Genomic DNA, 24,603 nt, shown 5'->3' on the forward strand with positions numbered 1-24,603 from the left:
CCTTGATATTTTTTATGCTTTTATTAAGCAGCTTTCTTTTCATTTCCTTCAAGAGAATCAAGAACCTCTTGAGAATAAATTAACTTCTTACGTAATGCCTCACGAGAAATTCCCATCTCCTTAGCAGCTTTTGATTTATTACCAAAATTACGCTTAATCTCCTCTAAAATCATTTGTCTCTCAACAAGAGCTAAACGCTCTTTTAGAGGAAGTGTGAAGTCTGTCACATGATCAATTTGACCAAATTGCTTTTGCTTCATTGAAATATCAACTAGAGGTGCAACACCATCATTAATTTCAATATCAGATATGATATGAGATTTTGGATGATAAAGAACAGCTCTTTCGACACATTTCTTTAGCTCATAAACATTTCCTGGCCAATCATATTGTTTGATTTGATCCATTACTTTTTTAGAGAAGCTCTTTAATAGAAGTCCTTGTCGTTTACATTCAACTTTTAAGAAATATTCAACAAGCATTTCAATATCTTCTTCACGACGACGAAGTGGATCTAAATTAATCTGGGCCTGTGAGATATATTCAAACAGATCACGATAGAACTTTCCTTCATCTGTCATTATGGCAAGATCTTTAATTGATGTGGCCATAATACGACAATCAAAACTTACGATTCCACCTTCTAGGCCTTTCTTTTCGATAAGTTCAAATAGTCTTTCTTGCCACTCAAACGACAAGTGCTCAATATGGCTTAGAACAACAGTTCCACCTTGAGTGCTAGTAAAAACACATTCTTCTTCATTAGGGCCAAAAAGCATTGCTTCAAGCCTATTGAGATCTTTTAGCTTACAATCAACTGTTGTAATATCATGTAGCCCACGTTTACCTTCATAGTGAAGAACAGTGGCAAAAAGATTTTTACCAACTCCTTTTTCACCAGTGATCAGTACAGGACTATCTAAGTCTTTAAGTTTTGAAATAGAGTTTCTCATTGATTTTACACCTGGCGTGTTACCAATGATTGCAAATTGACGATCATATGGCGCTGAGAAGCGGCGAATTTTAGAAGTCGTCGAAATTGGATTAAAACTATGAAATACTGAAGAGAAAACAAGAGCAAGAACTTTCATCGTCTTTTCATCTTCTATAGTAAATCGATCTTCATTTCTTTTATTGATAACTTCAATTACACCAATTATCTTATCTTCACGATTATGAATCGGATAACAAATAATTGATTTCGTTTCAAAACCATTCTTTTCATCAAATGCGTTATTAAAACGAGAGTCATCACTTTCAGTACAAATATTTAAGGCCACACCTGTTGTAAAAACAGACCCAGCAATACCAAGACGATAATCAAACTTTAATCCTGTCTTATCCAAACCTAGAGCAGCAACTGCTTCTAATTCATTTGTATCTGGATTAATTAAAAAGATAGAAGAACGTTGAGCATTTAGGATACGAATAACCTCTTCAAGCATTGTATCGAGGAATCCTTCTTTATCTCCAAAATGTGTAATATCTTTAAATAATGAAAGAAGTAGAGAAAACATTTCAAACCCTTCATTAGGGTCTGTATATCGCTCCTTAAGTGCTGACTGAATAAGACAGTCTTTTAATCTTTCTGAAGAGAAACTCATAATGTAACTTTCAAGGAATTTATTAATTCCTTTTTCAACATCAAGTTCAACTCCATATATAATTTCTTCGTCTTCTAAAACATTTGAAAATGCACGAACAACTCGACCAGTTAGATCAAGGTGACGTTTTTTAAATTGTAGAGAAACTTCCAACTCAGTTCCAACAGAGATTCTTTCATGTGTTTTAAAACCGAATCCTGTAACTGAAATGTCCACAAGCTTTGCATCATCGATATAAGAAAGCCTCCCCATGTCGTCTTCTTTTTGTATCAAAAACCTTAGATTATCGGCTTCCTCAACTGGAATACGAAACGATTGAAAAAACTTAAATTCTGAAAAACTAGCGAGCATGTTAATCCCCTCATTAAACTATACTGTGAACATATCGGTAAATTTGCTTTAAACTTTAGGTAAATGCCCACAAAAATTGGCTATAATTTCTATACGTTACATGAAAATCAACTCCTTACTACTTGCCTAGACTTAAGCTTTTGCGTATGATGATGCTTAAAAAAAGATCGTAATTTTAAACACTTGCAAGAGTGACAGGAAGAGTAAATGATTTTTGAAGGTTCTGAAAAGAAGGCCGAAATAATTGTTGGGCCTAACTTAAATCTATTGGATATCTCAGACGACTTTTGGTCTCAATTAGTCGAAAAAGCACAAGCAACAATTTTATCCACTATTAATAATGAAAATATAAAAGCATTTCTCTTATCAGAATCCTCGCTTTTTGTTTGGAAAGATCGCATGCTGATAATCACATGTGGACAAACAACCTTAATCAAGGCCATCGACTTCTTCACAGATCGCTTTGGTAAAGATGTAATCAAACAATTAATTTTTCAAAGAAAGAATGAGTACTTCTCTCATATGCAACACTCAACTTTTGCAGATGATGTGAAGCTATTAGAAAATAAATTTTCAGGACAAGCACTACGCTTTGGAAATATAGATGATCATCATAACTTCATCTATTTTCTCGATCAAGAATATGCACCAAGTGCAGATGATCACACTCATGAGTTACTTATGTATGAAATCTCATGTAAAGCGAGAGAAATTCTAACTAATGAGAGTGTGACAAAAGATGAAATTCGCCAACTTTTAAAACTTGATAAGATCTTACCTGGTTTTGAATTGGATGATTTCGTATTTAATCCATACGGCTACTCTCTAAATGCCATCAAAGATGATAATTATTTCACATGTCATATTACACCTCAGGAAGAGTGCCCATATATTAGTTTTGAGACTGATATCAATATGAAAGAAATTGCAGATGTTCTAATCGAAGCAATGGAGCCAATTTCATATGACTTTATCGAGTTCTGTCCAAATCAAGATGGAAGCTGTGGATTAAATCTTAAGAAAGAAGATTATATAGCTAAAACCCAAGTTGAAAGCTATCTAAAATGTGGCTACATAATGTACTTTTCACACTTTTATAAAGTACGCCCAAATCGCCTAAAGCCTTATAAATTACTTTAAATGAATAGGAGTTACCATGCATAGCAATCTATGGATCGAAGAAAGATATAAAGATTTTTACGGAATGAGATACAAAGTTGAAAATGTTCTCTACTCTAAGAAGACTGAATTTCAAACTGTAGACGTTGTTGAAACGAAAGGACATGGAAAGATGCTTCTTAACGACGGCCTAGTTATGGTAACAGAAAGAGATGAAATCGCTTATCACGATATGATTGCTCACGTTCCATTATTTGTTCATCCAAATCCAAAGAATGTTCTTGTTATTGGTGGTGGTGACGGTGGTACAGCACGTGAAGTTCTACGTCACTCTTCAGTTGAAAAGTGTACGATGGTAGAAATCGATGGTGCTGTTTGCGAAGCTTGTATGGAATTCATTCCACAAACGGCCGAAGTTTTAAAAGGTCATCCTAAATTAGATCTTATCATCGGTGACGGTGTTAAATTTGTCCAGGAGTTCCAAGCTACGAATGAGAAATTTGATGTCATTATCATCGACTCAACAGATCCAATCGGGCCTGCTGCTCCACTATTTGGACCAGAGTTCTACACAAATGTAAATAAGTGCCTTGCTGATAACGGTATCGTTGTCTCTCAAGGAGAATCTCCTTGGTTTGAAGCAGAGATTCAAAAGAGCATGCTTGGTGTTTTAAATGATATTTTTAAGAATATATTTATCTATAATTTCTCTAACCTAACTTATCCAGGTGGGCTTTGGTCATTTACATTTGCAACTAAAGGCGACATACACCCAATCAATGATTTTAGAAAAGAAGCTGTGGCAGCAAGTGGCCTAGAGTTTTCTTATTATAATGAGGGGCTTCATCAAGCTGCATTCTATCTTCCTACTTTTATGAAGAAGAATCTTGAAGGACTAATACAAAATCCATAATAAGGAATCGTCATGCAATACTGGCTCTTTAAAAGTGAACCTGATGCTTTCTCAATTGATGACCTTGCCAAAAGGCCCAAGCAAACTGAATCTTGGGATGGTGTAAGAAATTATCAAGCACGAAACTTCATGCGCGATGAAATCAAAATGGGAGATAAGGTCTTTTTTTATCACTCAAGTTGTAAAGAGCCAGCGATTGTTGGAATAGCAGAAGTTGTTAAAGAGTCACATCCTGACAAAACTCAATTTGATAAGAATTCAAAATACTATGACCCTAAGGCAACAAAAGAAGAACCGCGATGGTTTCTCGTTGATATAAAGTTTGAAGAAAAGTTTGAAAAACAACTCAGCTTAAAAGAGATGAAAGCTGATAAACGATATGATGAGATGCCACTAGTTAAGAAAGGCTCTCGCCTATCAATAATGCCTATCCCTAAAAAGATTGCCACACTAATTTTAAAAGATGTAAAAAACTAGACCTTGAAGAAACTCACGTCCAAAACTTGTATAACTCAAAAAAAGAGTTGCAAAGCTTAAGATTAGGCCAATTGTAAAGAAGCTTAAAATTACGATTCCCGTTCGTCCAAGCAATGATTTAATTGGCTGCTTATAATAGAGAGAAAGATGTGAGAGATCATTATGGCCGTGGGTACCACCAAACTGGTGAACCTTTGCTCCACCACCTTCTTGATTACCAAAGTCTTCTGCTGCCATAAATTCCCCAATACCCTCTTAACTTTATTAAAGCTAAATAGAGTATCGGTAGAATTTAAGTAAAAATTAAATTTGAGTATTTTGGCGGTTTATTGAATTAATGAAGCTGTTTCAACTAAAGGGTCCTGAGAGCTTGAAACAAGGCCCGTAGAGGCTTTAGTATCTGTAATTACAGAGCTTTCCTCACTATCAGCATCAATATTTGGATCATCGAGATCATCTTCAGCAATAACGACAGAGTCAACTAGAATCTCTCTAACAAGATCTAATTTATCACAAGAAATTTCATTCACACTATCTAGCTGTTCTTTCAAGTCCATCAACTGAGAGCTTAGATCTTGCTTGGCCTCTAATTCTAAATTAAATTGCTCTAAGCAACTAGTGAGACGATCTGTAAGATCCTGTTGTCCAGATCTTACTTCTTGTTCGAGATTAGAAAGAAGCCCAATGGTATTATTGAAGAACTTGGCCAAATTACGACTTAGCCCTTCAAGCTCGACACTACTTTGAGTTAATTCGCTATCATTGCTAAGTGAAGCTTGTACATCAACTCTAAAACTTAAAGTCTTAAGCTGAAAAATAAGATCTTTCATATCTTTAAACTCATTCATAAATGTATCAAAGAGTTCATGAAATTTAATCTCATCCTGTTCTTGAGTCTGCTCACTATCTTTCTTATGCTTTAAGCTATCAGACATTTCTTTTTCAAAATCAATAAGCTCTCTACGAGCATCAATTAAAGAATTAACAACAGTATCTAGCGACTTGCTAGTATCTTCAACGAGAAGTAATTGATCGTTAATATCATCGCTTGCTGCAATAACTTCTAGATCATCTGCTTCCATTTTTTCAATATCAGACTTTAAACGATTTGAATCTTCGATTTCTTGAGAAAGCTTAATTTGAAGCGAATGCTTACTTTCTTTTAATTCTGAAAGTTCTTCATTGATTCGCTCTAGCTCTAAACTTAGTAACTCTTTATCATTGTGGATTCTTACTTTTGCATAATACTCTTTGATCATTGGGATAATTGCCAAGATAGCAAAAGCAATGGCAGAGGCCATAAAAATTAAGTTCAGAAGGTTTCTATTTAAGAACCAGTTATATATTAACGCTCCATGCGTAAGCAAGGCCAATGCACAGATAATTAAGTAATTTGTTTTTGATTTTGGATTTGTATTCTTTCCAGAAGCTGATTTAGTGGCCTCTTTTAATTTTTGATCAAATTTTAATGACATGTTATCGATCCCTGATAAACTCTTTTAACTTCAATGTTAATATAATTATTAGACACTAAAGTAAGTAAGTCAATTATCAGGGACCAATATTTTTACGAAAGGTAGGTATAACTCTTTAAACAGCTCTCATAGAAATCAACTAATGACACACCGTCACGAGGTCTAATTGTTCCCCTAGCAACTTGTTTATCAATTGATCTTTTAACCTTAAACGCCATATATTCTGGATTATACTGCATCGTCGATAAAACATTACGTGCTGAAGAGCCTGGAACGGTCTCTTCAATATAGAAGCCTTTAGGGTCATGCTTATCAGCGTATACATGTACTTCATTTACGCGGCCAAAAAGATTATGCATATCACCCATTACATCCTGATAAGCACCAGTTAGAAAAATACCAATATTATATTGCTCCCCTTCTTTTAACTCGTGTACAGAAAGTGTTTTCTTAAAGCCTTCATCTGGGTCATAAAAGCGGTCGATCTTCCCATCACTATCACAGGTAATATCAGCAAGAGTTGAACGCTTTGATGGCCTTTCATTTAATCTTGTTAATGGAACAACAGGTAAGACTTGTTCAATTGCCCAGCTATCGCATGCAGATTGAAAAACAGAAAAATTACAAAGATACTGGCCACTTAAGCTATTTTCAAGTTCTGCAATTTGTTCGGTTTGAAAATCTTCATCAGGAACAAGATTATTGATCTGCTTAAGAATTTGTAAGTGAAGTGTCTCGATCTTTGCACGCTCTTCTAATTCTAAAATACCAAGTTTGAAAGCATGGATTGAATCAGACTTAATCTTTACTGAGTCATTATAAGCTTCTTGCCAATTTTTACTTTTATCAAGGAGATCTTTCACTTGTCTCATCTCAGTAACAAGATGATGCTCTCCTGTCTTCTTCTTCGTTGAAAATTCAATCTTTGTATTATCAATTTCACCTATAATATTTGTAATGACACAACTGTGATGTGCCGTCATAGCACGGCCACTTTCAGTAATAATATGTGGGTGCTCAACATTTTCAAGATCACAAACTGTTTTAAGGCCGTAGACGATATCTGTTATATAATCACTAATAGAATAATTTATAGACGAATCATTCGTTGAATTTGTTCCATCGTAATCAACACCGAGTCCACCTCCAACATCAAAATACTCCAGAGGTGCACCAATTTTTTGCATCTTACAATAGATACGAGAGCCTTCTTCAATGGCCTCTTTAATCGAGCGAATATCTGTGATTTGGGAGCCGATATGGAAGTGAAATAATTTAAGTGCACCTAATTTCTTATGCTTTTTTAAATATTCAATTGCTAGAATAATCTCAGATGTCGTTAGACCAAACTTGGCCTTTTCTCCACCACTTGACTCCCACTTACCACGACCTTTAACAGTCATTCTTCCACGTATTCCAATATTTGGAATAACACCATATTCTTTTGAAAGCTCAACAAGCATCTTAAGTTCAGAAAATTTTTCAATAACAACAAAGATCTTACGCCCAATTTTAGTTCCTAAAATAGCAAGTCTTAAATAATCACGATCTTTATAACCATTAAGAACAGTTAGTGAATCGATATTTGTATTATATGCTAGAGCAGATAAGAGCTCAGGCTTTGACCCAGCTTCAAGTCCATAATTATATCGTGAACCTGCATCAACAATTTCTTCAACAACTTCTCGCATTTGGTTAACCTTAACAGGATAAACCCCAAAGAACTTTCCACCGTAATCTTCTTCATCAATAACTTTTTGAAAAGTACGATTGAGAAGCTTTACTTGAGAGCGAAGAATATCATGGAATCGAATAACAAGTGGAAGGCTTAGGCCCTGCTCTTTAGCATCCTCGATTACATCATCGATGAGAATTCCGACATCTTTTTTTGGATTAGGCGTTGCCTTAAGTTTTCCACTTTCATCTATTTTAAAATAACCATTACTCCACTTACTAACATTATAGAGTCGGTCTGAATCATCAATTGTCCAAGTACCATTTGTCATTTTATGGCCCCTTTTGTTTTCGAAGTTAGAAGAAGAATTAATTCCCTAACAACTTTTGCTGCAAATACAGAACTATTTCCTGTTGAATCAATTTCAGGAGAAAGCTCAACCACATCACATCCAACAATATTCTTCTCTGTTAGGATCTTAACAAAACTAATAAAAGAATGAAAATCTTCACCACCTGGCTCTGGAGTACCTGTTCCAGGAAAGAAGCTTGGATCAAAGTAGTCGAGATCCAAAGTTAAGTATATTGGCCTATTCGAGTCGATCTTAGTTACTCTCTCAAGAAATTCCTTGCGAGACTTAGCAATCGATCCAGAACTATTCATATATTCATACTCTTCTTTTGTTCCAGAGCGAATACCGTATTGAATTAGCTCATGCCCTTCTTTGAAGTGATCAAGACTTCTTTTAATGATTGAAGCATGTGAATAATGATAGCCTAAGTAACCATCTCTAAGATCCGCATGGGCATCTAAATGTATGAGAACGAGATCATCAAAATCATTCAGATATTTTTTAATCGGAGCATATGAGATGGAATGCTCACCACCTAAAGTCATAAGTTTGATATCATGTTCTTTAAAGTTAATTTGACTAAAGTTATCCTCGAAACATTTCGTGGCCTCTTGCCAACTGGCCTCAGTTTGATCTTTTACTGGCAAATTTCCAAGATCATAGAAAGTATAATCTTCAGTTGTTAAGTCAAGATATGGTGAATATGTTTCTATACCATCTGAGACTTCTCTTAGGGCATTAGGACCTAGGCGAGTCCCCTTTCGAAAACAAGCGGTACCATCAAAGCCAAAACCGATGAGAGAAACAGATGAGTCTCTAAGTTCATCAGTAGCAATTGACATATCATATGGAGTTTCAGGCGCGATTGGCCCTTTTAGTTTTAACATTGCACTTCTCCAAAAAGTCTAATCTAACTTTTCTTTATTCCTATTAGCGGCAAACTCTCGACGAGTCATGGGTGCATGAAAGAGAGCGAAATCGATTGATTCACGAAACATCTTCCAATATTTCTTATGGTTACGATTATCACTTGAAGGCAGCTCAAGTGTATAAGTTGGTATCTTCCTTTCATTCCCAGCATAGTTGCCTAGGCTTCCAGGAAAGAAGGGATAATTTTTAACACGATAGCCATTTGCTTTCTCACTCATAACATTTAATAACTCTTCTGCTTTTAGGGCCAGGCCATCTTCATCATGAACATGATTACTTACAACTGGGCCATCATAGTCGAGAATCGTAAGAGGAGCATGTACAGTAATAATCTTATCTGGGTTATACCTAGCAATGATATTTACTTGAAATATCGTTTCTTGTTCTGAATTTGCACGAACTCCAGGATAGCGTCTCTTCGCTGCTCGGTAGCGTGTCTTCCAAAGCTTTAAGGCTTTCTTATCCCAATCTTTCGTTGGGAAGTTGCGATTTGGATCGATTCCACGAGCATTCGTTCTCGTAGGTCTTCTTTTGAAAAAAGAATCTGGTGAAACAATTGGTGCCACTGCTACTAAGTTATTTTTAAGCTTCTTCTGCCCTTCAACAGTAGCGACTTCATGATAGAGGTGATGTAAAATATCAAAGCAGAATTTAATTGGTGTAATCTCATCCCCATGTACACCACAAAAAACGAGAGTCATATTCTTTGGCTCGATACGGTGTTCAACTTCATCACCAAAAACAGTCCACATTATTGGCTGACCTAGGTGGCTATTTCTTACGTGAATCCACTTATAAGAATCACAATGAGATTTACCCCAACCATACTTACGAAATTTCTCATCTATCTTATTACAATAGTCTGAAACGGCCTTCGTATTTTCAACTTTAACAAATTCATTCTTATGAGAGTGATCTGTAAATTTTGAATCATCTAAAATATCTTTGCTCTTATCAGTCTTCTTAGACTTTGGGGGCCCGACTTTCTTTCGCGCAACTTTTAACTCCTCTTTCTTCTCATTAGAAATTTCAAGCATCTCAACACCTGAGCAGCTAATAAGTGTTAAAGTTAAGGAAAGAAAAAGAGAGATTTTACTTACTAAATTCATAATCACCAAAAGGGCATATTGTTAAAGTGTTATAATATCATATAATTAACAAATATTATCAATATTTTATCGAGTCAAAAGACTATTTATGCACAAGGCCATCAACTTCCTCATTATCACCACAAACCCCAATGTCTATGCTGCTAAGCAGTTAGAAAATCATATTGAGAAAGAAGGTCATCTAATTAACATTTGTTCACCTAAAAGTCTTGAAATAGATACACTAAAAAGTGCTGATATTATCATCAATCGAAACACAGGCCTAAATTATTCAGATAATGATCTAGAGTTTATTGAAGAAGTACTCAGGCCAGATAAACAGCTTTTAACTAACTCTCTTAATTGCTCTAGGACCTTAAGAGATAAATTACGGCAGGCCGAATATTTAAGAAGTCTTATCCCTAATGAAAACCTAATTGCTACCTATAGTTTGTTAGAATATCAAAAAGCACTTATCGACTCTCCAGAACAAAAAAAGTGGATTATAAAAACACGAAGAGGACAAAAGGCCAAAGGGATACATTCAAGCGTCGATCTTGAAAAAGATGCCAAAGACCTTATAGCTAAAGGTGATCACAATTATATTATTCAGCCCTACTTCCCTCTAACGAGAGAAATTCGTGTCCTAGTACTTAAAAGCCTAGATTCGAAACATTCTAAATTAATATATCTTGAAAAAAGACCACTGGATAAGAAGTCTCCATTTTATATTCTAAATTTTGAAAACTCCTTACCAAGTTTAATCAAAGACAATCAAGTACCTAAGGTTATTAACGAATTGGTAAGTATCATCATGAAATCACAACTTGATTTTCACTTTATCACCATCGACTTCTTAGAAGATGAGAACGCTATGATAAAGCTTCTTGAAATCAATAGTTCACCAGGCTTTGAAGGGGTATCAAACCTGTTACAAAGGCAGTCAAAGTCCACCAATATTATTGAAACTTATCTTCAATACCTCAAATCAGATTTCAATAGACTTGTATAACGTATTGAAATCATATTAGGCAGCTCTAAAAAATATATCGCAACTCAACTTTTTGTTTGATTATTAAAACTTTTGTCGATAAGATAGAAGCAGGAGACAGTTTATATGTATATTTGTATATGTAACGCCATTACACAAGATATGCTAGACAATGCGATAAAGCAGGGTCAGAGCGAAAAAGAAGTCATGAATAAGTTAGGGATTGGTAATTCATGCGGTGTTTGTGTACTTGAAAAAGTAAGCTCAGGTCTTGCGGCCAAAAAGAAAGCTGAAGCAAGTCAACAGACGGCAAAGAAAAACTTAACTCAACCAAAAAAATAATTTCTTGAAACACATTCACTTCTTCTATAGCATTAATCCATACAATTATTAATTTAATGAAAGGGTTTAATCATGAAAGGTGATCAAGACGTCATAAAAGCACTAAATGGTGTTCTTACAAAAGAGCTTACAGCAATTAATCAATACTTCCTTCACGCACGCATGCTTGAGGACTGGGGACTCGATAAAATCGGTCATCTAGAATACAAAGCAAGTATCGATGAGATGAAATTTGCTGATGAAGTAATTAAAAGAATTCTCTTCCTTGAGGGTTTACCTAATCTACAAAAGCTAGAAAGAATCAGAATAGGTCAAAATGTTGAAGAGATTATCAAGTCAGACCTTGAAACTGAGGCAGAAACAATTCCATTATTAAAAGAAGCAATCGAGCTTTGTGAAAAGAAGCAAGACTATGTTTCACGTGATCTTCTATCGAAGATTCTTGATTCTGAAGAAGAGCATATTGATTGGCTAGAAACGCAACAAGAACTTATCAAAAAAGTTGGTGTTGAGAACTATATGCAATCTCAAATCGAAATGAAATCATCTGGCCACTAAGGCCGCATAATATAAAGCAGACTCTTAGGAGTCTGCTTTTGCTTCACTAGGCTTAGGTAACTTCGCCACCATTATAATAGGAATAATTAAAAATACACTTCCAATAAAATAAGGTGCTGCAGAGTTGTATCTCCAATAAATAAGAGATGCAATAATAGGCCCAAAGACACGGGCAAGAGCACCTAGAGATCTAAATACACCAATAACATGTCCTTGATGATTTGAAGGTGAGTACATTGAAACAAGAGATGTTAAACAAGGTACAACTAATGATGATCCAATTGCTAAGAAGAAAAGACCTGCATAAACTAGCCAACTTGAAGAGGCCAATCCGATTAGAACAAGTCCAGGTATAATTGCAATAAGACCTTGAAGGGCCATCTTCCTCTCACCTACTTGATGAGCTTTTCTTCTTACATATCCTCCTTGAACCATTGCGAGAATAAATCCAATAAAGATAAACATGTAAGCATTATCCATTGATGAATAATTTAGTCTCTCAGCAGCTAAGAATGTTAGAGTAAACTCCATTCCTGAAAATGCTAATAGGAATAAGAAGTATCCAAAGTTTGTTAAATTAACTCCTTCATATGGAAGAGGCTTAAATAACTTTAAAGGATTAGCACTTCTTTCAGTCTCATGCTTACCTCTTTTTTCCTCAGGTAATGTCTCATCAAATTTATTAAATAAATTAACAAGATTAAATAATGAAAGTAGTCCAGCAACAATGGCGGCCATAGAGAAAGGATTTATTCCAATAGACTCTAGTGCTGGATACATTTTTGTTAAATCAAAAAGAGATAAGATACCACCCATTGCAGGGCCAATAATAAATCCAAGAGCAAAGGCAATACCAATGATGGCCATCCCTTTTGAGCGATTCTTTCTAGTTGTCACATCAGCAACAACTGCTGTCGCTGTTGAAATATTACCTCCCATAATTCCACCGATAAAACGCGCAAGAATGAGAATAGTAAAGTTGCCAGCAACGGCCCAGAGAACATAACTTACAAAGAGTCCAAATACAGAGATAAGTAGAACTGGTCTTCGCCCAATTCGATCGGAAATAGTTCCCCAAATTGGTGCAGCAACAAATTGCAATAAAGAATATAAGGCACCAAGGGCACCACCAAAGAGAACGATAGCAGAAAACTCTCCTGCTCCTCCTACATTTGTGAGTGTATCAATTGAGCCAAAGATTGCTTTTAAAAAGAAGTTATCAGCATCAACCGTTAAGTAGTACTTGGCCAGGGCCGGAAATAATGGAAAGATAATTGAGAAACCAACGAGGTCTAAGAATAATGTTAAGAACACAATTTTTAGAGACTTCTTAGCATTGTCACTTAAAGGCTCTGATTCCATATTAACTTTTGGCATATCCATATACTTTTCCTCTTCAACTTCATATTCTAATTGTGCAACCTCATTAGGTTTGTCACATAATGTTTCAACATAATCGGCAAAGCCTTCAGACCACTTCTGATCATCATTTAAACAAGGGATTGCATGTATTGTTGTCCCAAACTCTTCAACTTCTTCTTGTAACTCAGTACCAATTTCATCAACTGTTTCTAAACAATCTGCTACAAATGCAGGACAATAAACAGCGATATTCTTCTTTCCACTTTTAGCAAGCTCACAAACATAATCATCAGTATAAGGAGTTAACCACTCTTCACTTCCAAATCTTGATTGAAAAGTAAAATGTATGCGATGGCTATCAATTTCTGAAACGCGATCTTTAATCAACTCAAAAGTTTCAAAGCAATGTTGATAGTATGGATCTTTTTTATAAATCACTCTTCTCTTTGGGATCCCGTGAAATGAGATAACTAAATCATCGATCTGTTCACTTTTTAACTTTTCATTAATTAGTCTTGCAGAGTTATCAATAAAAGCTTGGAGACGATGGAAATTAGTAATGACCTCAAAGTTAGGAATCCTAACCTTTGTCCCTAATAGCTTACCTAGGAAGTCTATCCCACTAGCAATTGTTGATTCTGAATACTGTGGAAACATAGGTATAACGATGAGTTTTTGAGCAGGATCCATTCTCTCATCTAATTCTTTTTCCCACTTCGCATAGACATCAGCAACTCTAGGCTCACAAAGTAGAAAAGCGTGTTCAACTTCAATATGCTCAGGCGTTAACTCATTTACCTTATGAGTAAACTCCCGTGTGATACGAGTAAGAGGAAATTCATTGCCTTCCCAAATCCTGCTATATAAAGCAGCTGAGCGCTTTGGCCTAAATGGTATGACAAAGAGATTTAAAATAATCTTCCATAGAGTTGGATTAATATCAACAACTCTTGGATCCCCTAAAAACTCTTTTAAATATGATCGTACATCGGAAACTTTTGGACTCTTAGGAGAGCCTAGTTGAACGAGAACGACTTTAATGACTTTCTTTGCATTTTTTTTAGATGCTGGAAAAGTTAATTGCTCATGACGCATTGTCATTGGTCCTTGATAGTGTTAAATTAGATGACTATAACCTATCAAAATAATTCAAGAGAGTCGATAAATGAGTGCATCGAAGAAATCTATCAAAAAGAAAGCAACAAAGAAAAAAGCAGCGACAAAGAAGACGACTAAGAAAGCGCCTAAAAAAGGTCGTAACGTAGAAGAGCTAACAGCATTTGCCCTTGGTAGCGCAAATACACAATATCCAGATACATATGCTCCAGAAGTATTAGAAGCATTTGATAACAAGAATCCAGGCAGTGATGCATGGACAACATTTGTTTGTACAGAGTTCACTTCTCTATGCCCAAAAACAGCACAACCAGATTTTGCAAGAATCTATATCAACTATATTGCAGACAAGAAAATGGTGGAATCTAAGTCACTAAAACTATATCTGTTCAGCTTCAGAAATCACGGAGATTTCCACGAAGATTGTGTGCAAAAAATTTGTGACGATTTAACAAAGCTCATGAAGCCAAAGTTCATTGAAGTTATTGGTGAATTCACACCTCGTGGTGGTATTTGTATCTATCCATATGCCTCAAATTCCAATAATAAGAAGATTTATAAGGAAATTCGATCAAAAAGGTTTAGCGAATATGCCCCAGGTAAGTATACAATGGACTTATCTAAAATTTATTAATTTAGCATAAAAGAGGATTTTATGAGTCTTGGAATAACAGAAAGTTTAATCATCTTAGCTATTATCATCCTATTATTTGGTGGTAAGAAGCTTCCTGAACTTGGTAAATCACTAGGAAAAGCAATTACAGGCTTTAAATCAGGACTAAAAGAAGAGCAAAACGAAGAAACGATTACAGCAAAGAAAATAACAGAACAGAGCGAAAATAAGAAAGATGACACCAAGAATAGCTAAAAGCTATTCTTGGATCACTGAAATAACTTGTTTAAGAGTAAAAGGCTTTGGAAGAATTCCAGAAACACCCATACCTTTAATAGAATCATCATTTATTGTGCAATCACCAGTGGCCAAAATAAACGAAGGCATATTCTCTTTAAGAAAGCCTCTGGCCTGACTAGCAAACTCCATTCCATTCACCTCAGGCATTTGATAATCTGAAATAATATGAGAATAATGATTACTTCCTAAAGCGTTTAATGCTTCTTTAGCACCAGCACAAGCGTCAACTTCATAGCCCTCAGAAATTAGTGCATCTTGAAGAAGCTCCAATATCTCAACCTGATCATCCACAAGTAAAATACGCTTTGAATTCATAATTCTTTCCACACATCCTCCTAGGATTGGAAATTTGTTTATTGGTAGATGCTCAATTTTGAGCAAAAAAAAACCTATCTTTCGATAGGCTTTTTTAAAACATAAAAATTATTGATTCAAGTAAATTATTCTATAATTTCTAAAACAGATCTTTTTTTCAATTTTGTTGATGCAGCATTAAGAATTGTTCTTAGTGCACGAGCTGTTTTACCTTGCTTACCGATAACTTTACCAAGGTCAGTCTTATCAACTTTTAATTCGATAACTGTTGTCTGCTCACCAACAATTTCATTTACTTCTACTTGCTCTGGCATATCAACTAGTGCGCGACTAACTGTGTCGATTAAATCTTTTAACTCACTCATCATGAACTCCTTCTACAAAAATGCCGTTATCGCTTAATTTAAGAAAAATCGAAATTCTTAGTTAAGAGTAATTTCGTTTTTCTTTAGAAGTGTTCTAACAGTGTCAGAAATTGTAGCACCTTTACCTAGTAGCTCAGAAATTCTCTCAGCTTTAACATCGATAAGGTTACCTTCTTTAAGTTGTGGATTGTATTGACCTAGTTTTTCACTAAATTTACCGTCTCTTGCATTTCTTGAGTCTGCAGCAACGATTGTGTAAATAGGCATGTGAGTTCTACCACCGCGTTGTAATCTAATTGTTAACATTAAGTACTCCTACATCTATAGTAACGCTATAATAATCAGTTTAAATATTTCTAAATAAATAATTGATTTTAAAAAGATAAGCAATATCTTTTTTCAAATTTTTAATTAGAACGGTAATGTATTAAAATATCTGTCATATGACAAGCAAAGAATCCCAGAGTGCAAAATTTATCGACCTCCACGGCCATCACAGCTCTTCTAAAAGCGAAGATAGAGACTTCTTATATATTTATTCCTACTCTCCCAAAATCAATGACTTACCTGAAGAGGGCCAATTCTTTTCCGCAGGAGTACACCCATGGGAGATTGAAGATGCAAGAACAAGCTTTGAAGAGGTAAAGAGATTATGTGGTGATAGTAATTGTCTAATGGTTGGAGAAGCAGGACTTGATCGCTCAATCGTGGATGATAGTGACCTAAGGCAACAAGAAGAAGTCTTTAAGTGGCATATTCAGCTAGCAAATGAGCTTAAAAAACCACTTATCATTCATAATGTGAAATGCCTGTCCGAAATTTTTCGCCTCCACAAGCAATTCCCAAATCACTCGAATTGGGTCTTACACGACTTTAATGGAAGTCTTAGCGATATCCAAGAATGCCAAAAAAGAAGCATTGCCATGAGCCTTGGGCCACGCTTTTATGAATCTCAAACCGCAAGGATTGCTCATACAATCTCTGATCACAAAATTGATTTGAATCTTATTTTCTTTGAGACAGATGAGCGAGGTGATATTAATATCCAAACAATCTATGAAAAGTTTGCTCAAAAACAAGAAATAGAGATTGATGATTTAAAGGATAGAATTTGGCAAAACCTGAAGGCCCTTCTTGGCACAAATTTAACGAGCTAGTCCAACTTAAGGCCCTCCTGGCCCCAATGGTTGGACTCTCACATGTGGCCCTAAGAGATGCCCTACGTCCCTACTTTCCAGAGGATACACCAACACTTTGGACAACAGAGATGCTAAATTCGCGTCGAATTCCAGGCCAAAGGCTTGGGGAAACACCAGAGACCCTAAAGTCACAACAAGATATAAATCTCTATCCCCAAATTCTATGTAACGAAGAAAGATATATTCAAGATTCAATTCCAAAGCTAGAAGAATGGGGAGCAAAAGCAATTGATATAAATATGGGTTGCCCAGTAAAAAAAGCCTTAAAACATAATTATGGGGTCTCATTAATGGGTGATATAAAATATGCCTCCCAAGTTGTTTCTTGTGTAAAGAAATATGCCACTGTTCCAGTATCAGTGAAGCTAAGGGCCGGACTTCAATCAGATAAGGGCTTCTTACTTGAATTCTGCCATGCTCTTAAGGAAGGTGGAGCAGATTGGCTTATCCTCCACCCTCGCCTAGCAGAGCAAAAAAGAAAAGGAAGTGCAGATTGGTCACAAATTAGGCTTCTTCAAGAAAGTATCGATATACCAATTATTGGCAATGGCGATATTCAAGAAGCTCAAGATATCACTCGCATGCTTGAAGAAACTGGCTGCCAAGCCGCTATGCTTGGAAGGGCCTTAACAGCAAAACCTTGGATTATTACACAATATGCTTACGAAAGTGGACATCAGCTAAATGAATACCAAGAAGCAATAATAAATAAAGATCCAAGTGCCCACGCTGTCTTATATGGAGAATTTGTGAAGTCCTATATTGAAGCTTGTTTTCGTTATTACGATTTTAAAGATGCTTTAAAGAGAATACGCTTCTTTCTAAAAGTGGGACACGTCTGGCTTAATTTTGGGCATAGCTTTTCAAAGAAGCTCTTTAAACTTGAGACGCTACAAGAGTACAAAGAGGCCATTGACCAATTCATGTCAAACTCTTCTCTTAAAATGTCAGCTCGAACAAATCTTAGATATTAATATTTAGTGATCGCAGTGATGACAGCGACAAAGCTTAATATTAAGCATATGGGCAGCAATCAATGCAAGTCCACCAATGATAGAAGCAACGATTTCAACTGGACCGATAGTATGAACATGGTGTGCATGTCCTGCGTGTTCTGCAAGTAGAAAGAGATGCTTAAAATGCCCAAATAAAATGGCCGCCATACCAAGAACACCAATAATAAGAGGTCTCTTATCCGAGTGAACCTTAAGATTCTTAACAAAAGCGTAGAGGCCAACAGGAACCACGATGAAGATAGAAAGACTATGAATTAATGGATTTTCAAAGATACTTGCCACTGAAGGCGTAAACATCACCAATAAAGGGATTGCCATACAATGTAGGCAACATAGGACAGAAACGATAAGTCCCGCGCGATCCGCAGATTCGTTCAAATTTGTTACTTTTGTTTCTTCCATATCATTATCCATAATCGTCCAACTATTTATTATAAGTATATATAGAGAATTCTTAACTCCAAAGCAAGAAAATATTAAATTATTCAGGGTATTAAAGTGTTGAAAATACTTGCTAATGAGTTTACCGTATTAAGGTAATATTATTGATACCCATTCAAGAATGAATCGGTTGAGATTTTAACCAAGAAGATCGATAGCGAGGATAAAAATGAGCTTAGAAGATTTTTTAAAGAAGAAGAATAAACAGGCAAAACACGCCCTAACTTCTTCAAGTGATGAGATTCTAAAAAAGTGTAAGCATTTACTAGAGCGAATTCAAGATGAAGGTAGTGAGAAGTACGATGAACTCTATTACCACTTTCGTTTTCGTTACGACAAAGTAAATGTGCAAAAGCATAAACTTGAAAAATTCTATGAAGAATTAAAAGAAGAACTCGATCGTCTTGGTAAAGATCCAATGAAAGTCTTGGCCCAATATGAAGAGAAGATTGAAAAAGAGATTGCTTCTCTTGGCCATGGGGAAACATATCAAAATGTTAAAAAAGGGACTAAGAAGGCAATTAATCGCGTTAAGAAAGCGGCCAAAGATGTTTCTGATGAGATGGAAGAAACCGTTGAAGAGGTACGCAAAACAACGAAGAAAGTTGCAAGTGACTTAAAGAAAGCGGCCAAGAAGAAGGTTGTTAAAAAGGCGGCCAAAAAGACAGCTAAAAAGGCAGCAAAGAAAACTGCCAAGAAAAAGGTAGCCAAAAAGACTGCAAAGAAAACTGCGAAGAAAACTGCGAAGAAAACTGCGAAGAAAACTGCGAAGAAAAAGGTTGCCAAGAAGACAGCGAAAAAGAAAGTAGCAAAGAAAACTGCTAAGAAAACTGCCAAGAAAACTGCCAAGAAAGCTGCCAAGAAAGCTGCCAAGAAAGCTGCCAAAAAAACGGCCAAGAAAAAAGTGGCCAAGAAAGCTGCTAAGAAAAAATCAAAATAAATACTAATACTAGGCCCTGAAATTCAGGGCCTTTCTATAAGAGTGCGTGAGCAATTGAAAAATAAATAATGATCCCCGTGACGTCACAAATCGTTGCAACAAAGGGAGTTGAAGCTGTAGCAGGGTCAAAGCGTAACTTTTTTAAGAGAAATGGCAGCATTGAGCCAACAAGTGTCCCCCACATTACGATACAAATAATACTACATCCAACAATTAAAGATATCTGAGCAAAGTTCACACCGTATGCTTCATTAGCATGAGGCCAAAAGTAAATTCTCATGAATCCAAAGATTCCAAGAATAAATCCCATAAAAAGACCTGAGCCTAATTCGCGAAAGAAGACGCGAAGAGAGTCACTATTTTTAACTTCACCTAGGGCAAGCGCACGAATAACGAGAGTCGAAGCTTGAGCACCTGAATTCCCACCAGATGAGATAATAAGAGGAATAAAAGTCACTAATGCTACTGTGTGAGCAATGGCCGCTTCAAAATGAGTCATGGCCGTCGCAGTTAACATTTGTCCGATAAAGAGTATAACAAGCCAACCGAGACGCTTTTTTGTCATCTCAAAGAAGCCTACTTCAAGATAAGGAGCATCAAGAGATTCGACGGCCGCAATTTTTTGCATATCTTCCGTGGTCTCTTCTTCAACGGCCTTGATAATATCATCAATTGTAATGATACCTTTCATTCTGAACTCATCATCAATAACCGGAAGAACAACTTGTTCAAAACGACTGAAGACGCGTCCAATTTCTTCCTGGTCCATATTATCAGGAATAGCAATGAGGTCATCTCCACTAGTCATCAGATCTGATACCTTTTGACCATCTCGTGCACCAAAGAGTTCACGAAGGGAAACAACACCTAGAAGCTTTTGAGTGGCATCGATTACATAAGTATAATAAATTGTTTCAACATTACTTAAAGTTTGAGTTCGAATATAGCGAATGGCCTCTTCAACATACATATTGGCGCGAAGTCGAATATAATTCGAATTCATTAAACCACCGGCCACATCTTCTGCGTAGGCCATAAGGGCCATGACTTCGATACGAGCGTGTTTTGCTAATAAGCTTAATGTTTCTTCAACTTGTTCAGGTTCAAGAAGCTGGAGAATATCTGCAAGATCATCATAGGCCAGGTCATTGGCCCATCTTCTTTTCAGGTCACGATCAAATTGTTCAAATAAGTCAGCTTGGTAATTCGAATCTAGTGAATCAAAGAAGTCACTTGCCTCTTCTTCTGACAAACTATTAAAAATCTCAAGACGCTGCGACTCCGAAAGAGACGGCCAGTCTTTTAAGGCAATACCAATTTTAGTAAATTGCATTGTCTTTTCAATTTCAGAATGAAATTCGTTTGTCATTATAATTACTCCAACATCTTACTTGTCGACATCGAATAATAAAACTTAAATAAAATTAGATAGTTATATTACTCAAGTTCCTACTTAAACTTTAAAGGAACTTTGATATAAGGGCCACCATCAGCTTCAGTAAATATAAACTCTCCGCCATTCATATTATATTGGATACTAGGTATAATTAATCTTGGCTCATTAAGTTGCGCATCTCGATTAGTACGAAACTCTAAGAACTCTTCCTTAGAAGTCGAGCTTTTACATTGGATATTACTACGCTTTTGCTCACCTACTGTTGTTTTATATTTTATCTCACGCCCACCAGGTCCATAATCATGGCCAACATAAATCTCACATTCATCATCAAGTGCGTAAATCTTTTGAATTGAATTGTATAGCTTATCTGCACTTCCCTTTGGAAAGTCACAACGTCCGGTACCCATATCAGGCATAAATATCGCATCACCTACAAAAAGGGCCTTCTCATTTACATAAAGACTCATACACGCAGGTGTATGGCCTGGAGTCTCAATAATTTTCACATTAATATCGCTACAAACATCAAAACTCTCACCTTCTTGTGTAAGAATATCAAATTGCGAACCATCCTCTTTAACATTTGATGAAAAGACAGCATTAAATACACCCTGAACCAACTTAATATTCTTATGAATAACAACTTGCGCAGTGGGATAAAGCGATTTTAGTTTAGATGCTCCTGACAAATGATCGGCGTGAACATGAGTTTCAAAGATATACTTTAAACTCAATTCATTTTCTTTTAGAAATAAATCTATTTGATGGATATCTTCACTTGAAACGCTACCACTTGCGTAATCGAAGTTCAGAACGGGGTCAACAACAATGGCCGTTTTTGAGACCGATGAATAAATGATATATGTCATTGTATTAGTGACCTTATCAAAGATAGAATGAACCAACATTTAGAACTCCTTTTCTCATTAACAACTTGTTGCACCACGCAGTAAAAAAACTACTAAAAATTCGCTTAAGTTTTGGTGATTTAAGGATTATAATCCAAATCAAATAACATTTAAAACTTTATTAAATCAGACAAAGGAAATGGATCAATGTCAGCATTACGCTTTTATTTGACGAACTCCATTGCTAAGAAACAGGTAATGGGAGTGACGGGACTACTTCTATGTGGATTCCTTTTTTCACACATGTTAGGAAACTTTTTATTAATCGCAGGTAAGGATGCATTCAATCAGTATGCATACACCCTTACTTCTAACCCGCTAATCTACTTAGCAGAAGCAGTTCTTTTAGTGATCTTCTTATCTCACATCTTTATGGCGCTTAAGCTTACGATTGAGAATAAGGCAGCTCGCCCAGTTAAGTACTACATGAAGCAACCGACAGGAAGAGGTTCGACATTTGCATCATCAACTATGCCTTACACAGGTATGTTGATTCTTTTCTTCCTTGTTATGCACTTAATTAACTTTAAGTACGGTGATGTTTACATGACAACACTTAATGGAATGGAAGTTCGTGATCTTTACAAGACTGTTATTGATTATTTCGCTTCACCACTGAATGTTGGAATCTATGTACTATTTATGATTACAATTGGGATTCACGTATCTCACGGATTCTGGTCAGCATTTCAATCAATTGGCTTTAACCACCCTAAGTATATGCCAGCAATTCAATTCATTTCTAAGCTTTATGCTGTGATCTTAACTGTTGGTTACTCGACTATCGCTATTTGGTGTCACGTTAAGGGAGGAATGTAATGACAAATATTAAGAAAATGGATGGAAAAGTTCCTGCGGGAAATGACATCACAAAAGTTTGGACTGATCATAAATTCAAAATGAAACTTGTTAACCCTGCCAACAGACGTAAGTTTGATATTATCGTTGTTGGTTCAGGTCTTGCTGGAGCATCTGCTGCAGCAACTCTTGGTGAACAAGGATATAATGTTAAATGTTTCTGCCTACAAGATTCTGCAAGACGTGCTCACTCGATTGCAGCTCAAGGTGGTGTTAACGCAGCTAAAAGTTATCCAAATGATGGTGACTCGATTTGGCGACTATTCTATGACACTGTAAAAGGTGGAGATTATAGAGCACGTGAAGCTAACGTTTATCGTCTTGCTGAAGTTTCAAATAATATTATCGACCAATGTGCAGCACAAGGTGTTCCTTTTGCTCGTGAATACGGTGGGACACTTTCTAACCGTTCATTTGGTGGTGCTCAAGTATCACGTACATTCTATGCTCGTGGACAAACTGGTCAACAGCTTCTTCTAGGTGCTTACTCTTCTCTAATGAAAGAAGTAGGACGTGGAAAAGTAGAAATGCTTACTCGTCGTGAGATGGTTGAGCTAGTAGTTGTTGAAGGTAAGGCCCGTGGTATTATCACAAGAAATGTAATCACTGGTGAATTCGAAAAGCACGCAGCTGATGCAGTTCTAATGTGTACTGGTGGATACGGAAACGTTTACTACCTATCAACAAATGCTATGACTTCAAATGGTTCAGCAGCATGGAAGGCCTATAAGAAAGGTGCAATGTTTGCTAACCCATGCTTCACTCAAATTCACCCAACTTGTATTCCAAGACACGGTGAAAACCAGTCGAAGCTAACACTTATGTCAGAGTCTCTAAGAAACGACGGACGTGTTTGGGTTCCAAAGAAAGCTGGTGACTATAGAGCTCCAAATGATATTCCAGAAGAAGAAAGAGATTACTACCTAGAAAGAAAGTATCCATCTTTTGGTAACCTTGTTCCTCGTGACGTTGCTTCAAGAAATGCAAAAGAACAAATCGACCAAGGTAAGTCAGTACGTGAAGGTGAAGAAGCTGTTTATCTAGACTTTGCAACTGCAATTGAGCGCGATGGTGAAGATGCAATTAGAGAGCGCTACGGTAACCTCTTTGATATGTATGAAAGAATTACTGATGAAAACCCATATAAAGTTCCAATGAGAATTTATCCTGCAGTTCACTACACAATGGGTGGTTTATGGGTTGATTACAACCTTCAAACAACAGTTCCAGGACTATTTGCTCTTGGTGAAGCAAACTTCTCTGACCACGGTGCAAACCGTCTAGGTGCTTCTGCACTTATGCAAGGTCTTGCAGATGGTTACTTCGTTGCTCCATACACAGTTCCAAACTACCTAGCTAGTGAAGGACTAATGGGTAAAAAAGTTGGTACAGATCATCCTGAATTCGACAAAGCACTAACTGATTCAAAAGAAAGATTCACAAAGCTTCTTTCAATCAATGGATCAAGATCTGTTGAGTCAATTCACAAAGAACTAGGACGTATCATGTGGAACCACGTTGGTATGGCCAGAAATGAAAAGACTCTTAAAGAAGGTATTGAGAAAATCAAAAAGCTTCGTGAAGTATTCTGGAAAGACGTTAAAGTTACAGGTACTCCAGATGGAATCAATATTGAGCTTGAAAAAGCAAATAGACTTGCCGACTTCTTAGAACTTGGTGAACTAATGGCACGTGATGCACTAGAGAGACCAGAGTCATGCGGTGGACACTTTAGAGAGGAATCTCAAACTGAAGAAAGTGAAGCCTTACGTGATGATGAAAACTACTGTCATGGTGCTGTTTGGGAATTCACTGGTCAAGATAGCGACCCAATTAGAAACGTTGAAGAATTAGACTTCCCTAACGTTCCACTAACGCAAAGAAGTTATAAGTAAG

The 24,603-nt window shown here is 36.3% G+C and carries 26 protein-coding genes; 13 read left to right on the plus strand and 13 right to left on the minus strand.

Translation table 11 applies throughout. The features are described from left to right. Positions 1-23: 23 nt before the first annotated feature. Positions 24-1,955, minus strand: coding sequence for a sigma 54-interacting transcriptional regulator (locus DAY19_RS12740; RefSeq protein WP_115363043.1), 1,932 nt, complete (start codon positions 1,953-1,955; stop codon positions 24-26). 207 nt (positions 1,956-2,162) lie between these two features. Here DAY19_RS12740 and DAY19_RS12745 point away from each other — a divergent pair, with 207 nt between their 5' ends. Genes DAY19_RS12745 through DAY19_RS12755 form a run of 3 tightly spaced genes read left to right on the plus strand, consistent with a single transcriptional unit; the run spans position 2,163 to position 4,464 of the window. Next, positions 2,163-3,095, plus strand: coding sequence for an adenosylmethionine decarboxylase (locus tag DAY19_RS12745; RefSeq protein ID WP_115363045.1), 933 nt, complete (start codon positions 2,163-2,165; stop codon positions 3,093-3,095). A gap of 16 nt (positions 3,096-3,111) precedes the next feature. Then, on the plus strand, positions 3,112-3,987 hold the full coding sequence (speE, locus tag DAY19_RS12750; protein WP_115363047.1) for a polyamine aminopropyltransferase: 876 nt from the start codon (positions 3,112-3,114) through the stop codon (positions 3,985-3,987). Positions 3,988-3,999: 12 nt separating this feature from the next. Then, complete coding sequence (locus DAY19_RS12755; RefSeq protein ID WP_115363048.1) at positions 4,000-4,464, plus strand: EVE domain-containing protein; 465 nt, start codon at positions 4,000-4,002, stop codon at positions 4,462-4,464. On the opposite strand, the gene DAY19_RS12760 is transcribed toward DAY19_RS12755, so the two are convergent. The 5 genes from DAY19_RS12760 to DAY19_RS12780 all read right to left on the minus strand — a co-directional run bounded on the left by DAY19_RS12760 (position 4,444) and on the right by DAY19_RS12780 (position 10,005). Next, positions 4,444-4,701: a hypothetical protein gene (locus DAY19_RS12760; RefSeq protein WP_115363050.1), complete on the minus strand. Its 258-nt coding sequence runs from the start codon at positions 4,699-4,701 to the stop codon at positions 4,444-4,446. The two genes, DAY19_RS12755 and DAY19_RS12760, sit on opposite strands and share 21 nt — an antisense overlap. 89 nt (positions 4,702-4,790) lie before the next feature. Then, positions 4,791-5,939: a coiled-coil domain-containing protein gene (locus tag DAY19_RS12765; RefSeq protein WP_115363052.1), complete on the minus strand. Its 1,149-nt coding sequence runs from the start codon at positions 5,937-5,939 to the stop codon at positions 4,791-4,793. 92 nt (positions 5,940-6,031) lie between these two features. Continuing rightward, positions 6,032-7,945, minus strand: coding sequence for a biosynthetic arginine decarboxylase (speA, locus tag DAY19_RS12770; protein WP_115363054.1), 1,914 nt, complete (start codon positions 7,943-7,945; stop codon positions 6,032-6,034). Continuing rightward, positions 7,942-8,853 (minus strand): agmatinase, encoded by a 912-nt coding sequence (gene speB, locus DAY19_RS12775; RefSeq protein ID WP_115363056.1) that lies wholly within the window; start codon positions 8,851-8,853, stop codon positions 7,942-7,944. Before speB ends, speA begins: the two co-directional genes overlap by 4 nt. Before the next feature lie 18 nt (positions 8,854-8,871). Further along, positions 8,872-10,005 carry a M14 family zinc carboxypeptidase gene (locus DAY19_RS12780; protein WP_115363058.1) on the minus strand — a complete coding sequence of 378 codons (1,134 nt, stop codon included), beginning with the start codon at positions 10,003-10,005 and terminating at the stop codon, positions 8,872-8,874. 88 nt (positions 10,006-10,093) lie between these two features. Between DAY19_RS12780 and DAY19_RS12785 the strand changes: the two genes are divergently transcribed. From DAY19_RS12785 to bfr, 3 genes are all read left to right on the plus strand, one after another. Further along, positions 10,094-10,996 (plus strand): hypothetical protein, encoded by a 903-nt coding sequence (locus DAY19_RS12785; protein ID WP_115363060.1) that lies wholly within the window; start codon positions 10,094-10,096, stop codon positions 10,994-10,996. Positions 10,997-11,101: 105 nt separating this feature from the next. Further along, entirely contained in the window at positions 11,102-11,317 is a 216-nt protein-coding gene (locus tag DAY19_RS12790) for a (2Fe-2S)-binding protein (protein WP_115363062.1), read from the plus strand. A gap of 72 nt (positions 11,318-11,389) precedes the next feature. After that, on the plus strand, positions 11,390-11,875 hold the full coding sequence (bfr, locus tag DAY19_RS12795; protein ID WP_115363064.1) for a bacterioferritin: 486 nt from the start codon (positions 11,390-11,392) through the stop codon (positions 11,873-11,875). A gap of 24 nt (positions 11,876-11,899) precedes the next feature. Here the strand turns inward: bfr and hemH are convergent, their stop codons facing one another. Beyond that, complete coding sequence (hemH, locus tag DAY19_RS12800; protein WP_115363066.1) at positions 11,900-14,338, minus strand: ferrochelatase; 2,439 nt, start codon at positions 14,336-14,338, stop codon at positions 11,900-11,902. 64 nt (positions 14,339-14,402) lie between these two features. On the opposite strand from hemH, the gene queF reads away from it, so the two are divergent. After that, the gene (gene queF / locus DAY19_RS12805; protein ID WP_115363068.1) at positions 14,403-14,987 is read left to right on the plus strand and encodes a preQ(1) synthase; all 585 of its coding nucleotides are present in this window, start codon (positions 14,403-14,405) and stop codon (positions 14,985-14,987) included. Between the two features lie 21 nt (positions 14,988-15,008). Further along, positions 15,009-15,221 (plus strand): twin-arginine translocase TatA/TatE family subunit, encoded by a 213-nt coding sequence (locus DAY19_RS12810; RefSeq protein WP_115363070.1) that lies wholly within the window; start codon positions 15,009-15,011, stop codon positions 15,219-15,221. A 3-nt stretch (positions 15,222-15,224) separates the two neighbouring features. Here DAY19_RS12810 and DAY19_RS12815 read toward each other — a convergent pair whose 3' ends face one another. From DAY19_RS12815 to rpsP, 3 genes are all read right to left on the minus strand, one after another. Then, complete coding sequence (locus DAY19_RS12815) at positions 15,225-15,593, minus strand: response regulator (protein WP_115363072.1); 369 nt, start codon at positions 15,591-15,593, stop codon at positions 15,225-15,227. A gap of 113 nt (positions 15,594-15,706) precedes the next feature. Beyond that, on the minus strand, positions 15,707-15,946 hold the full coding sequence (locus DAY19_RS12820) for a KH domain-containing protein (protein WP_021267274.1): 240 nt from the start codon (positions 15,944-15,946) through the stop codon (positions 15,707-15,709). Positions 15,947-16,003: 57 nt separating this feature from the next. Then, the gene (gene rpsP, locus DAY19_RS12825) at positions 16,004-16,252 is read right to left on the minus strand and encodes a 30S ribosomal protein S16 (RefSeq protein WP_115363074.1); all 249 of its coding nucleotides are present in this window, start codon (positions 16,250-16,252) and stop codon (positions 16,004-16,006) included. A gap of 137 nt (positions 16,253-16,389) precedes the next feature. Between rpsP and DAY19_RS12830 the strand changes: the two genes are divergently transcribed. After that, positions 16,390-17,103, plus strand: a complete 714-nt coding sequence (locus tag DAY19_RS12830; RefSeq protein ID WP_115363076.1) for a TatD family hydrolase — start codon at positions 16,390-16,392, stop codon at positions 17,101-17,103. Continuing rightward, positions 17,058-18,119: a tRNA dihydrouridine synthase gene (locus DAY19_RS12835; protein WP_115363078.1), complete on the plus strand. Its 1,062-nt coding sequence runs from the start codon at positions 17,058-17,060 to the stop codon at positions 18,117-18,119. The genes DAY19_RS12830 and DAY19_RS12835 overlap by 46 nt, the downstream gene beginning before the upstream one ends. Before the next feature lie 3 nt (positions 18,120-18,122). On the opposite strand, the gene DAY19_RS12840 is transcribed toward DAY19_RS12835, so the two are convergent. Beyond that, complete coding sequence (locus DAY19_RS12840) at positions 18,123-18,575, minus strand: MerC domain-containing protein (protein WP_115363080.1); 453 nt, start codon at positions 18,573-18,575, stop codon at positions 18,123-18,125. A gap of 196 nt (positions 18,576-18,771) precedes the next feature. Between DAY19_RS12840 and DAY19_RS15340 the strand changes: the two genes are divergently transcribed. After that, the gene (locus tag DAY19_RS15340; RefSeq protein ID WP_199506660.1) at positions 18,772-19,542 is read left to right on the plus strand and encodes a hypothetical protein; all 771 of its coding nucleotides are present in this window, start codon (positions 18,772-18,774) and stop codon (positions 19,540-19,542) included. Between the two features lie 34 nt (positions 19,543-19,576). On the opposite strand, the gene mgtE is transcribed toward DAY19_RS15340, so the two are convergent. Both mgtE and DAY19_RS12855 read right to left on the minus strand, forming a co-directional pair. Continuing rightward, positions 19,577-20,911 carry a magnesium transporter gene (gene mgtE, locus DAY19_RS12850; RefSeq protein WP_115363082.1) on the minus strand — a complete coding sequence of 445 codons (1,335 nt, stop codon included), beginning with the start codon at positions 20,909-20,911 and terminating at the stop codon, positions 19,577-19,579. A gap of 80 nt (positions 20,912-20,991) precedes the next feature. After that, on the minus strand, positions 20,992-21,849 hold the full coding sequence (locus tag DAY19_RS12855) for an MBL fold metallo-hydrolase (RefSeq protein WP_115363084.1): 858 nt from the start codon (positions 21,847-21,849) through the stop codon (positions 20,992-20,994). 147 nt (positions 21,850-21,996) lie between these two features. Between DAY19_RS12855 and DAY19_RS12860 the strand changes: the two genes are divergently transcribed. After that, a complete protein-coding gene (locus tag DAY19_RS12860; RefSeq protein ID WP_115363086.1) occupies positions 21,997-22,668 on the plus strand; it encodes a succinate dehydrogenase cytochrome b subunit in 672 nt (223 codons plus the stop codon). Further along, entirely contained in the window at positions 22,668-24,602 is a 1,935-nt protein-coding gene (locus DAY19_RS12865; protein ID WP_233500273.1) for a fumarate reductase/succinate dehydrogenase flavoprotein subunit, read from the plus strand. The genes DAY19_RS12860 and DAY19_RS12865 overlap by 1 nt, the downstream gene beginning before the upstream one ends. The last annotated feature ends 1 nt before the right edge of the window (position 24,603 follow it).

It is taken from the genome of Halobacteriovorax vibrionivorans (assembly GCF_003346865.1).
Classification (GTDB): domain Bacteria; phylum Bdellovibrionota; class Bacteriovoracia; order Bacteriovoracales; family Bacteriovoracaceae; genus Halobacteriovorax_A; species Halobacteriovorax_A vibrionivorans.

Coding starts and splice junctions, on each gene's coding strand:
- DAY19_RS12790 (WP_115363062.1), top strand. CDS start 11,102: ATGTATATTTGTATATGTAACGCCATTACACAAGATATGCTAGACAAT.
- speE (WP_115363047.1), top strand. CDS start 3,112: ATGCATAGCAATCTATGGATCGAAGAAAGATATAAAGATTTTTACGGA.
- DAY19_RS12840 (WP_115363080.1), bottom strand. CDS start 18,575: ATGGATAATGATATGGAAGAAACAAAAGTAACAAATTTGAACGAATCT.
- DAY19_RS12865 (WP_233500273.1), top strand. CDS start 22,668: ATGACAAATATTAAGAAAATGGATGGAAAAGTTCCTGCGGGAAATGAC.
- DAY19_RS12855 (WP_115363084.1), bottom strand. CDS start 21,849: ATGTTGGTTCATTCTATCTTTGATAAGGTCACTAATACAATGACATAT.
- speA (WP_115363054.1), bottom strand. CDS start 7,945: ATGACAAATGGTACTTGGACAATTGATGATTCAGACCGACTCTATAAT.
- DAY19_RS12830 (WP_115363076.1), top strand. CDS start 16,390: ATGACAAGCAAAGAATCCCAGAGTGCAAAATTTATCGACCTCCACGGC.
- DAY19_RS12860 (WP_115363086.1), top strand. CDS start 21,997: ATGTCAGCATTACGCTTTTATTTGACGAACTCCATTGCTAAGAAACAG.
- DAY19_RS12820 (WP_021267274.1), bottom strand. CDS start 15,946: ATGAGTGAGTTAAAAGATTTAATCGACACAGTTAGTCGCGCACTAGTT.
- DAY19_RS12760 (WP_115363050.1), bottom strand. CDS start 4,701: ATGGCAGCAGAAGACTTTGGTAATCAAGAAGGTGGTGGAGCAAAGGTT.
- DAY19_RS12810 (WP_115363070.1), top strand. CDS start 15,009: ATGAGTCTTGGAATAACAGAAAGTTTAATCATCTTAGCTATTATCATC.
- hemH (WP_115363066.1), bottom strand. CDS start 14,338: ATGACAATGCGTCATGAGCAATTAACTTTTCCAGCATCTAAAAAAAAT.
- DAY19_RS12785 (WP_115363060.1), top strand. CDS start 10,094: ATGCACAAGGCCATCAACTTCCTCATTATCACCACAAACCCCAATGTC.
- DAY19_RS15340 (WP_199506660.1), top strand. CDS start 18,772: ATGAGCTTAGAAGATTTTTTAAAGAAGAAGAATAAACAGGCAAAACAC.
- rpsP (WP_115363074.1), bottom strand. CDS start 16,252: ATGTTAACAATTAGATTACAACGCGGTGGTAGAACTCACATGCCTATT.
- DAY19_RS12745 (WP_115363045.1), top strand. CDS start 2,163: ATGATTTTTGAAGGTTCTGAAAAGAAGGCCGAAATAATTGTTGGGCCT.
- speB (WP_115363056.1), bottom strand. CDS start 8,853: ATGTTAAAACTAAAAGGGCCAATCGCGCCTGAAACTCCATATGATATG.
- DAY19_RS12755 (WP_115363048.1), top strand. CDS start 4,000: ATGCAATACTGGCTCTTTAAAAGTGAACCTGATGCTTTCTCAATTGAT.
- mgtE (WP_115363082.1), bottom strand. CDS start 20,911: ATGACAAACGAATTTCATTCTGAAATTGAAAAGACAATGCAATTTACT.
- DAY19_RS12780 (WP_115363058.1), bottom strand. CDS start 10,005: ATGAATTTAGTAAGTAAAATCTCTCTTTTTCTTTCCTTAACTTTAACA.
- bfr (WP_115363064.1), top strand. CDS start 11,390: ATGAAAGGTGATCAAGACGTCATAAAAGCACTAAATGGTGTTCTTACA.
- DAY19_RS12740 (WP_115363043.1), bottom strand. CDS start 1,955: ATGCTCGCTAGTTTTTCAGAATTTAAGTTTTTTCAATCGTTTCGTATT.
- queF (WP_115363068.1), top strand. CDS start 14,403: ATGAGTGCATCGAAGAAATCTATCAAAAAGAAAGCAACAAAGAAAAAA.
- DAY19_RS12765 (WP_115363052.1), bottom strand. CDS start 5,939: ATGTCATTAAAATTTGATCAAAAATTAAAAGAGGCCACTAAATCAGCT.